Source organism: Streptomyces sp. NPDC093089 (assembly GCF_044754405.1).
GTDB lineage: Bacteria > Actinomycetota > Actinomycetes > Streptomycetales > Streptomycetaceae > Streptomyces.
This window is the reverse complement of record NZ_JBIVPA010000015.1, coordinates 42,570-52,449: the sequence shown is the minus strand read 5'-3', so window position 1 is coordinate 52,449 and position 9,880 is coordinate 42,570. Positions and strand designations below refer to the sequence as shown.

9 protein-coding genes and 2 pseudogenes are annotated in these 9,880 nt (G+C 68.4%); 4 read left to right on the top strand and 7 right to left on the bottom strand.

Annotation, left to right across the window (positions count from 1 at the left end; translation table 11 throughout):
- Positions 1–188: 188 nt before the first annotated feature.
- The 3 genes and pseudogenes from zapE (ACIQFX_RS30755) to zapE (ACIQFX_RS30745) all read right to left on the bottom strand — a co-directional run bounded on the left by zapE (ACIQFX_RS30755) (position 189) and on the right by zapE (ACIQFX_RS30745) (position 1,274).
- Positions 189–494 carry an AFG1/ZapE family ATPase gene (gene zapE / locus ACIQFX_RS30755; protein ID WP_402470057.1) on the bottom strand — a complete coding sequence of 102 codons (306 nt, stop codon included), beginning with the start codon at positions 492–494 and terminating at the stop codon, positions 189–191.
- 203 nt (positions 495–697) lie between these two features.
- A pseudogene (zapE, locus tag ACIQFX_RS30750) lies at positions 698–904 on the bottom strand (AFG1/ZapE family ATPase); the annotation flags it as partial.
- Positions 905–938: 34 nt separating this feature from the next.
- The gene (gene zapE, locus ACIQFX_RS30745) at positions 939–1,274 is read right to left on the bottom strand and encodes an AFG1/ZapE family ATPase (protein ID WP_402470055.1); all 336 of its coding nucleotides are present in this window, start codon (positions 1,272–1,274) and stop codon (positions 939–941) included.
- Positions 1,275–2,208: 934 nt separating this feature from the next.
- On the opposite strand from zapE (ACIQFX_RS30745), the pseudogene ACIQFX_RS30740 reads away from it, so the two are divergent.
- Positions 2,209–3,010: pseudogene (locus ACIQFX_RS30740) on the top strand (IS5 family transposase).
- 7 nt (positions 3,011–3,017) lie between these two features.
- On the opposite strand, the gene ACIQFX_RS30735 reads toward ACIQFX_RS30740, so the two are convergent.
- The 4 genes from ACIQFX_RS30735 to ACIQFX_RS30720 form a co-directional block, all read right to left on the bottom strand.
- On the bottom strand, positions 3,018–3,428 hold the full coding sequence (locus tag ACIQFX_RS30735; protein ID WP_402470053.1) for a DUF5959 family protein: 411 nt from the start codon (positions 3,426–3,428) through the stop codon (positions 3,018–3,020).
- A gap of 84 nt (positions 3,429–3,512) precedes the next feature.
- On the bottom strand, positions 3,513–4,061 hold the full coding sequence (locus ACIQFX_RS30730) for a transposase (RefSeq protein WP_402470052.1): 549 nt from the start codon (positions 4,059–4,061) through the stop codon (positions 3,513–3,515).
- A gap of 82 nt (positions 4,062–4,143) precedes the next feature.
- Entirely contained in the window at positions 4,144–4,335 is a 192-nt protein-coding gene (locus tag ACIQFX_RS30725; protein WP_402470322.1) for a hypothetical protein, read from the bottom strand.
- 183 nt (positions 4,336–4,518) lie between these two features.
- Entirely contained in the window at positions 4,519–5,064 is a 546-nt protein-coding gene (locus ACIQFX_RS30720) for a hypothetical protein (RefSeq protein WP_402470050.1), read from the bottom strand.
- Positions 5,065–5,498: 434 nt separating this feature from the next.
- Here ACIQFX_RS30720 and ACIQFX_RS30715 point away from each other — a divergent pair, with 434 nt between their 5' ends.
- The 3 genes from ACIQFX_RS30715 (at position 5,499) to ACIQFX_RS30705 (ending at position 9,822) form a co-directional block, all read left to right on the top strand.
- Positions 5,499–6,404 carry an arginase family protein gene (locus ACIQFX_RS30715; protein ID WP_402470049.1) on the top strand — a complete coding sequence of 302 codons (906 nt, stop codon included), beginning with the start codon at positions 5,499–5,501 and terminating at the stop codon, positions 6,402–6,404.
- 472 nt (positions 6,405–6,876) lie between these two features.
- The gene (locus tag ACIQFX_RS30710; RefSeq protein WP_402470047.1) at positions 6,877–7,815 is read left to right on the top strand and encodes a MurR/RpiR family transcriptional regulator; all 939 of its coding nucleotides are present in this window, start codon (positions 6,877–6,879) and stop codon (positions 7,813–7,815) included.
- A gap of 423 nt (positions 7,816–8,238) precedes the next feature.
- Positions 8,239–9,822, top strand: a complete 1,584-nt coding sequence (locus tag ACIQFX_RS30705; protein ID WP_402470045.1) for a hypothetical protein — start codon at positions 8,239–8,241, stop codon at positions 9,820–9,822.
- Positions 9,823–9,880 lie beyond the last annotated feature (58 nt).

Below are 9,880 nucleotides of genomic sequence, written 5' to 3'. Positions count from 1 at the left end.
AATGCATGATCACCGACAGATGATCTACACGCTGGTGTCCAAGTGCCAAACGGCGAAACGCAGATGGGTCTATTCGCCCGGTTCGCCTCAGGGACGGGGCATCCGCGACCTGCTACGGCATACGGGCGGCCTGGAGTGGATCTGCGAGCCCCTGCGGTCGGATCGAGCTCGACGTGGGTTCCGGCTTCTCAGCCTGCTCGTCGGAGCATGGCGAGGCGGCTGGCCGTGCGGTCCAGGTCGCGGGTGAGGGCCTGGCCCTCGGGGACGCCGACGAGCGGGTCGGATCCGATCAGGACGAGTCGGGTGTCGCGATCGCATGCGACGTCGACGAGGTTCGCGAACCGCTGTCGTCCGTCCGCGGCGGCATCCGGCAGCGGGGGGACGTTGTCCAGGACCAGAGTGGTGAACCGTTCGGCGAGGGCGAGGTGGTCAGGCACTCCGGTCGCCGTCTCGCACAGCGCCTCGAAGCCGAACCAGGCGAGGTCACCGGGCACCGCGCGGGCGGCAGTTCGCGCAGGCGGGCCGGGACAGTGGTGGCTTCCGCGGCCGTCGGCGCGGTGAGACCGAGCGCCTCCGGAGCGGCGCTGTCCCCCGGGCTCAGGCGCAGCCCGGTCGCGAACCGTCGCCCGCCGTCCGCGGCCGACGGCGCTGCGAGCCGGCGGAAGTCCACCGGCCCTGTGACGTCCAGGACGTCCCTCCGCTGCTCGATGAGCTTGATGGTCGGCTCGAACAGGTGATGGTGGAGCGGGTCGGGCATCAGTCCGGCGGGCGGGTGGTTGGAGGTGGTGGCCAGGGTGATCCGCCGGTCCAGCAGAGTACGGAAGAGGCGCGCGATCAGCATCGCGTCACCCGCGTCGTGCGCATGGAACTCGTCGAAGACCAGGACGCGGCTGTCCCCGAGCAGCTCGTCGAGAGCGCTGTCGACGGCGCTCCGCCCGTCATGGCGGGCCCGGCTCGGTCACCCCGTCGTGGAGCCGACGGAAGGAGTCATGGAAATGCAGGCGGCGTTTCCGCCGATCCGGCAGCCCTTCGTAGAAGGTGTCCACCAGCCGGCTCTTCCCCCGCCCCACCGGTCGGTCCCCAGACGTACAGGTCGCGGGGCGGCTTGGGAAACGTCCAGCCCGGCCGGGCGAGTTCGCCCGCCAGGCGGGCCAGTCGCTCGACGGCGGCCTCCCGGGCCGGCGCGAGGGAGAATCCACGCTGCGCCGCCGTCTCGTGGAAGTGGCGACGCATGGCCTGTTCGTGCTTGTCCGCCGGAGCGTCCATCCATCCATTCGTATGCTCGATTCCGTCAAGCAGTCGCCCGCCAGAAGGATCGGCCGACCTCGGGCCCCGCGGTCGCGGCCCCGTAGAACGGTGACGGCCCCCGGGGCCGTCACCCAGTTCTGCGTACGCCTTCGAGACGGCCTGCTCGAAGGCGAGAGCCGGAGTCCCCTCCTCGAAGAACACCCGTATCCGGACTGCCGTCCGCCACGGACATGTCCCTGAGCTCTGCATGAATGAGGCCGGCAGCCAAACACGCCACACCGGACCCGGTAACGCACTCCTGGTGCGCAGCGGTCGTGGCGTAAAGCCTGCGCGGAACCGGCAGCCCCCAGCGCGCGAGCCCGGACGGAGCCGCTCCCTTGACAGTCTCCGACGTCGCGGCAGCAGCCTCCGGCGACAACGCAAAGCCCACGCTCTGATCCCCCCACTCGACGCGCGAGAAAGGATCATGGTCGCATCGGGTGCCGCTGAGCGAACAGCCCTGTCCGCTGACGACGAACGGCAGGACATAGGCGGAACCGGGCTCATCGTGCCGACGACTTCCCCCCTGCTTGGTACGACGAGGGGCACCCGGAGTCGGCGACTGCCCCCAAGCGGGATGACCCGCCGCTGCATCATCTGGCGAAACGGGCACGCCACCTACAGGCAGAGTCTGACCTGCTCAGACGCTTCAGGCGTGTCACCCGACCGATGGGGGTTGAAGAAGCTCAGTTACTGCGTACCGCCGCCGTCGAGTCCAGCGATGACTCTGACGTCTGCTTCGGACGTGCCCAGAACCTGGGCGATCTCCTGAGTGAGAAGCGGCTCCGGGTTAAGAGGGCATCTGATCTGGGTAGTTGGTGTTTTGGGCTGGTCTTGTGACTGTAGGTTGTAGCGCTCGTTGGCCGGGGTGCGACTCCTCGACGCGCGTATCGCAGTGATGTCTCATATGCCCGCTGGGCGTTGATCGAGCCGGTGTTTGTCGCCTGGCGGGCCGCCCGGTCGGGGCCCGGGACCGCTGCACGGGTTCATGATCTGAGAGAGATCGTGAACGCGATCCTCTACGTCAACCACACCGGGATCCCATGGGAGTGCCTGCCGCACGACTTCCCGCCGTTCAAGACCGTCTACGGCTACTACGCCAAGTGGGAGACGGACGGAACCACCGAGCAGGTCCACGATCTGCTGCGGGACCAGACCCGCCGGGCGAACGCCCGAAGGGTGGAACCGTCCGCGGCCGTGGTGGACGCGCAGCGCGTGAAGACCTCCAGCGATGTCGCCGAAGACAGCCAGGGGATCGACGCCGGCAAGAAGATCAAAGGGCGCAAGCGCCACCTGGTCACCGACACCCTCGACCTCGTCCTGACCGCCCTGGTCGCGGCCGCCTCGGTCCACGACTCCGCCGGCGGCAAGCAAGCCCTGACCGAGCTGGCTGCAGCCCACCCGAGCGTCACCAAGGTCTGGGCCGACGGCGGCTACCAGACCAGCGTCATCCAGCACGGCGCCGGCCTCGGGATCGATGTGGAGGTGGTGCAGCGACCGAAAGAAGAAGGGCTTCCAGCCACTGCCCAATCGGTGGGTGATCGAGCGGACCTTCGGCTGACTGATGCAGCACCGCCGCCTGGCACGCGACTACGAAGCCCTGCCGCAGAGATCCCGAACGATGATCCACTGGGCGATGGCTAACAAAATGAGCCGTGAACTCACCGGAGAATCAGCACCAACCTGGCGAATTGAAACGGACATGCCACCCACACCGGCGTGAACGTTGATCAGATGCCCTCTTGGTGGGGCCAGGTCAGTCGGACCTGTTCCAGGCGCCTGCGGTGCTCGGCGATCCAGTCTTCCTGGGGTCGGGTTCCCAGGGCTGCCGTAAGGCGGTCCGGGTCGCTGACGTGGATCGACAGCCAGCCGTCTTCGTGCACGTGGATGCCGAGGCTCAGGCCGCGGTCTCCGCCGATGCTGACCGTCTGGCCTGGTACCAGGTTGGACAGCTCCTGCTCCCAGGAGTCCAGGTCACGCCGGAAGAGGTACAGGTCGAGCCGGGCGTCGACGAAACTCGCGGAGACGAGCACGTCCGCGTGCAGAATGTCGTGGTCGGTCAGCACACCCGGCTGGGACCATCCTGTGACGCGCACGATACAGCGGTTCCCATCCTGATCGGCGAGGTGGATCAGATCCATCGGAGCGGGTTCCGTCATGGAGTTACTCGCTTTCGTGCGCTGGCGTGGGCTACATCGTCTCCTATCGTCGGACGAGCGAAACGGTCAGGCCCAGGCCTGGGGAGTCACGTACCCAGGGGCCAAGCCGGTGCCGGCGAGACAGCCGTCAATCACGTCTGGCCGGCACCGGAGCTTCTTGAGCCGATGCTTGACCGCGCGGGTGACTTCACGAAGGCCGGCGGCGGCAAGGTTGCCGATGTCGCGCTTGACCAGGGAGCACACGCCCTCGGTTGGGTTGAGGTCGGGCGCGTGGCTGGGCAGCTGAACGACCGTGAGCCACTCGGCGTTCGCGTCGATGAACTCGCGCAGCGGCTTCGTCAGATGCAGTCGGACGCTGTCCCAGACCAGCACGATCGGCCCGCCCATCTGGATGCGGGCCCCAACGATCGGATCACGGAAATCGCGCCGGCCGAAGCCCTTCGGCTGGTCCTTGCGCCCGGTGTACTCCCGGACCGCATAGAACAGCCGGGACCGCTCACCACGCTTGTAGCAGGCCATGCCCACCGTCGACACTCGTCCGGAACCACGGCTGCGCACCCGCACCGCCGGCATGCAGCCCCGGCGGCCCCAGGTCCTGGCATGCGGCGGTGTCATCGACTGCCCGGCCTCGTCCTCAAAGAGGATCCAGGCTCCCCGCTCCGCCGCGATGCTTTACCCGCGGCCATGTCTCCTTCTTTCAGACTTCGACCGAGGTGTCGTGGATCAGCGGGCCGCGCTCCAACTCCCTTTCGAACCGGGCGATCTGCGTATCACTGAGCCTCGGTCGGACCGGGGATCCCTTCGACAGGGCGCCGGCCTTCCCACGCTCGCGCCACTGGCGACGCCACCGCTCCACGGATCGCTCGCTGACCCGCAGCACGGCAGCGATCTCCCGATTCCTCTGCTCGCCCTCGAAGCGTTCTACGGCCTGCAGTCGAAGCCGCGACCGGCAAGGTCATCGGCTCACTCCACCGCCGCCACCGCGCGGTGGAGTTCGAGAAGTTCCTGATCGAACTCGACAAGGAAGTCCCGCGGACCTCGACGTTCGCCGGCCGACGGAACCTCGGCCATCTCACATGTACTCGAAGTACCGGTCGTGCCAGTCCGACTCGCCCAACTCTTCGTCGGTGTCATCGGACTCGGCCAGGCCTGCGGCCACGAGTGCCGCCGCCAGCTCGAGGTCCCCTGCCGACAGCAGGACCGAAGGGCCGTCGTACGGCTCACGAAGCAGCTCGTCCGGGACGAAAGTGCAGCCCATCGCCGTACAGACGCCGTCGAGCCACGTCACGAACTCTTCGGGCGGGCGTGCCTCCCCTGCGGGGACACCCTCACCGACTCTCATGGATGCGGTGACGAAGTAGGTGCCGAAGTTGCTCATCGCGACGCCCAAGGGGAGGCCGAAGCCCGTCGCGTCCGCTGGGACATCGATGACACCGCAGAAACTGGCGTCCTGGCCCAGGCCACTTGAGCAGGACGGTCCGAAGCGTTCCTCAAGAGCGCTCACCAAGCGGGTGTAACAGTCCAGCGCAGTCTCCTTGTCGAAGTCCGCAGGGCGTTCCAGGTGGTCGGGGTCGTCGTGCTCCCTCAGGAGCGCCCGGATCTGGCCTGTCGGGAGCATGTGGCGTCCTTCTGTCAGTTCTGTGCTGGGACGAGTGGTGGGCCTGAGATCCGAGCCCACCAGCCTGATGAGGTCAGGAGCATGCACTCGTTCGTGGTGGACCGTGCTCTTGCAGGCGGGGCCGGCGTGGAGACGGGTGCGGCCACCGTTGGTCATCGTGAGTCGTGTGGACAAACGACGAGACGGTGGCCGCGGGCCGCAGCATAGATCCCGCACGTTGGTGAGGCGTTCGAAGCGCCAATGGCCGGATCGCGGGCCGATTCGCCCCGGGTCGAAACACCGTCCTGTCGGCGAGGAGGCGCTCGTCGGGCTGTGCCGCGTAGAACGGGGGAGGTGGTGGTACGAAGGAACTACCGTCCTGGGCGCGGGTGCTGACCCGTTGCAGGCGCCCTGGTCCGTTGCCTCCGTGCGCCGCCGCGGAGAGGATGGAGCGCATGCGGAGTACCGTGATCATCGACGCCCCCTCCAACCTCGGCCTGCGCCCGCCCGCCCCCGGCACCGTGCCCGGTTGCTACAAACTCGCCGGAGCGCTGCGCGAGAACGGCATCATGAGACGACTCGGGGCGCTGGAGGGCGGGGTGGTCGTGCCGCCCAGGTACGACCGGGGTGACTGGCAAGAGGGCGACGGTGTGTTCAACGCGGCCGCCCTCGCCGCGTACACGATCCGCCTCGCGGACCGGATCGAACGCCACGTGTCGGCCGGGGACTTCACGCTCGTCCTCGGCGGCGACTGCTCCATCCAGCTGGGTGCCGCGCTCGCTCTGCGCCGCCTCGGCCGCTACGGCCTCGCCTCCGTCGACGCCTCCCCGGACTTCCGCAACCTGGGCAACTCGGACCGCATCGGTGCGGCCGGCGGCGAGGAGCTGGCCCTGGCGACCGGCCGCGGCCAGAGCGATCTGACCGACCTGGAGGGTCTGAGCCCCTACCTGAGGGACGAGGACGTCCGTGTTCTCGGCACCCGGGACGCGTACGCGGACGACCCCGAGATCACCCAGCTGCGGGAGTTGAGGATCCCCGTCGTGACCGTCTCCGAACTACGCGCATGGGGCCCGGGCGAGCTGGGATCCGCGACTGCCATCAGCCTGGAGACCTCGGCCCTGGACGGCTTCTGGGTCCACCTGGACGCCGATGTCCTGGACCCCACGGTGATGCCGGCGGTCGACAGCCCAGACCCGGACGGACTGCTACCGCACGAGCTCACCGCACTGCTCCGCCCGCTCGTCCGCTCACCGCGCTGCATCGGCCTCAACGTCACCATCTACGACCCCGACCTCGACCCCGAGGGCACGGCCGGCGCCCTGCTCACCGACCTCGTCGTGGCGGCCCTCGCCGACGGCTGACGGGACCCCTCGCGCGACCGTCCGCAGCTCCCGAGGCTCCGTACTACGCGTGGTGGGAAGCCGACGAGCCCGGTCCGTCGCCGCCGACTGTGCCGTCGGGCTGCTGTGCCACCGAGACGGGCCCCTGCGGTGCGCCCCTGGTGGTCTCCGAGGTGCCTGCGCAGGCGATGCCCGCTACGGGACGGTGAGCAACGAGCGCGGGCGGGCAATGGCTCGTGTCGCAAGGCCCGCGAGGCGACATCGTCATCAACCCGGGCGACGTCCGCAACCTGGAGCTGCAGCACGCGTCCTCTGCTCCTGCTCCCGTATGCGTGGGGCTCGGCCCTCGGGGTGATGCGCAGTCAGGCAGGTTTGCGCGTGCATGGTGGCGTCCGCCCACGGCCTGGTGCCGAGGGCTGGTGTTTCGGGCTCGTGGGGGCCCGGTGTGGGTGAACTATCTTGGGTGGTAGCGAGAGGGGAAGGAGATGCTCCGTTGACATCCGGGCAGCAGGCGCGTGCACAGTCAGCCGCGATCACGCCGGGCAGGCGCTCGTCCGAGGTCGAGGCCGGGGCCGGGGTGGGCTCTCCCGCGGAGCGGGTGCGGGCGTTGTTCGGCGGGCATCGGCTGTCTCCCGGGCAGCGGCGAATCGCGCAGTTCCTGACCGATCACCTCACCGAGGCCGCGTTCCTGTCCATCACGGAGCTCGCGGAGCGCGTGGGGGTCAGCCAGCCGTCGGTGACCAGGTTCGCCTCCTCGCTGGGTTTCAGCGGTTACCCCGCGCTCCGGGAGGCGCTCCAGCCCATCGCGCTCAGCGCGGTCGCCGGTGCGGCGGCCGAGGGGGAGGAGCGGCATCGTAACGAGCTGCAGTCGGCGATCGACGCCGAGATCGAGAACCTGATGTCCCTGCGGCGCGCCCTCGCCGATCCCGACCGGATCGTCGGCATCGGCCGCGAGCTGGCCGGGTCCGTCCCCCTGACGGTCGTGGGCCTGCGCATCTCGGTCTCCCTCGCCGAGTACTTCGCGTACGCCGCGCGGCGCATCCACCCCGATGTCCGGGTGGTGACGCGGGGTGGCAGCGTCGCCTACGACGTGCTGCTCCAGGCACGCGAGGCGGGCGGTACGTGGGTACTGGCCTTCGCGATGCCGCGGCACGCCAAGGAGACCCTCTCCGTCGTGCGTGCCGCCCGCGGTGTCGGGCTGCGCGTCGCGCTGATCACGGACCTCGCGCTCGGGTCGCTGGTCGACGAGGTCGACGAGGTGTTCACCGCGGGCACGGGCTCGCGGCTCGTCTTCGACTCGTACGCGGCGCCGGGCGTGCTCTCGGCGGGCATCCTCCAGGCCATGGCGGACGCCGACCCGGAGCGTACGCAGGCGCGGCTCGAGAAGTACGAGCACGCGGCGGAGCAGCACGATTTCTTCCTGGGCGACTGACAGTCGACCGAGACCGACTGATACCGACCGAAGTCGACCGAGGCGGATGGGTCGGCTCCTGGTCCGCCACATGATCGTTCAGCATGAAAATTTTCATACCCTTGCGTACTCGACGGTATATATATTTACTACTAGAGCCCCCATCGGCCCGAACGGAACATCGATGGCCGCCCCCTCCTCCTCGGACGGCGCCGATGCTTCGACGGTCCGCGCCGCGTGATCGCGGATGCTCTGTGGCGGCTCCGATCAACCCCTGGGTCGTAGCCGCCACAGAGCCACACCCGGACGGTCAGCCCGTTCCCCGTCCGGTCGGGCGGAGTGGTCGGCGGCTCTCCGACGATGTCAGCATCTCTCCATCGATGAAGGAGAGCGATGACTGCCACAGGTACGGGCGTAGACCTCGGAGGCCGAGCCCCGGGTGACGTGGTGGAGTTCGCCGCCCACTCGCTCGAGGAGTACCGGCGCATCTGTCAGTCGTTGAGGAACCGGGACGACGGCAAGCAGGTCTTCTTCCGCGGCCAGGTTCACGGCTATGACCCCCAGTCCTCGGAGGAGCGGGAGCCGGCGGACGACGACGACCGGATTCGCCGGGACCACCTGAGGCACGCATGGGAAGTGACGGCGATCGCAGCCCTCGCCGGCTACGGTCACGGATCCCTGAGCGAGGCCGGAGTCATGGGCGTGCTGCAGCACTACGGATTCCGGAGTTGGTTCATCGACATCACCGATGACGAGATGATCGGACTCTGGTTCGCGCGCCACAGGTACGCGCCATCGACGGGGCTGGCGCCCCGTCCACTGGCTGAGGCCGACGAAGCGGCCCCTGGGCACGAACACGTTCATGTCGACCTCTCCGAACTGCTGATGTTCGACACGGTGCGCCACGAGCCTGTCGCGGTCGACGGCGACGGCAAGGTCGAACCCGGACTCGTGTTCGTCTTCGCCGTCGACCGCGACTCGCCGCACTTGCTGGACCTCAGGTCCAACGTTCCGGAAGTGGCGCTGAGAGTGCACAGGCAGAGAGGATCGGGCCTGCTTCCTGACAACGGGAGCTACGCGCCCTTCCTCGTGGCACGCATCGAGGTGGCGTTCCCGGCCCCGGCGGAGCTGGCCAGCGGATCCACCCTGCTCAGCACTGCCGAACTGTTCCCCGGTCCTGACGAGGACGAGTTCTACAAGCTGCTGCTGCGGACACCTCGATTCCCGTTCGACGTGGTGCAGCAGGCGGCGCCTGACCGGTCACCGGGAGAGGTCTCGGTCTCTGCCACGACGAAGCGGTACTTTGTCGACCCTCTCGACATCCCGCTGTACGAGTCGCCCGGGATGACGCGGCACATCCCACTGCTCTGGGGTCGCGCGGTGGAGGACTACACGACGGTGTGCCTGTCGTGTCTCGGTATGACGGAGGCGACCGTCGATCTGCCTTTCACTGCGCCCGGCGGCGCGCGAGGCAGTCGATTCACGCCTGAGATGATTCTCGGCAATGGGCAGACCGAAGCGGCAGACGAGCACGTCAGGCCCGACGAGTCCGCCGACTCCGGCGACGTGCCGCGTCCGACCTTGCCGCCCTTCGCACACTGGCCCGCTGAGTCCCGCCTGTTCCTGCGCCTTCCGGTGATGGGGAACCTCGCCGAGTTCGTACACAGCGAGAACCCCTTCCCGGTCCTGCGAGGCTTCATCATCCAAGGACATTCCGAGCACATCGAAGTCTGGTCGGTCTCGGAACTCGCTGACGGGGCTCATACGTCATGGCCGGCTCTCGCGGAGCCCGGACTGTCCTACGCGTGGCCGCTCGATCCGCGAGTCCTTACGGCCGACATGGGTGCGAAGGCCGGTCATGACCTGGACTTTGCCATATGCGGCGTCCGTATGGCCGGCTACTTCAACGCGCTTGAGCGCGGCGAGGCCGAGCTGTTTCGGACCCGCCCCCATCAGTTCGGCTTCTACTGGGTGAACCCGGGTGGGGTGGTGCCGATCGGTAGCCGGTGGGTGCCGGACAGCACCTGATGCCATAGGGCAGGCGCCCGCCGGGCCCTGCCATCGTCGGCCGGTCTGGAGGACCCTC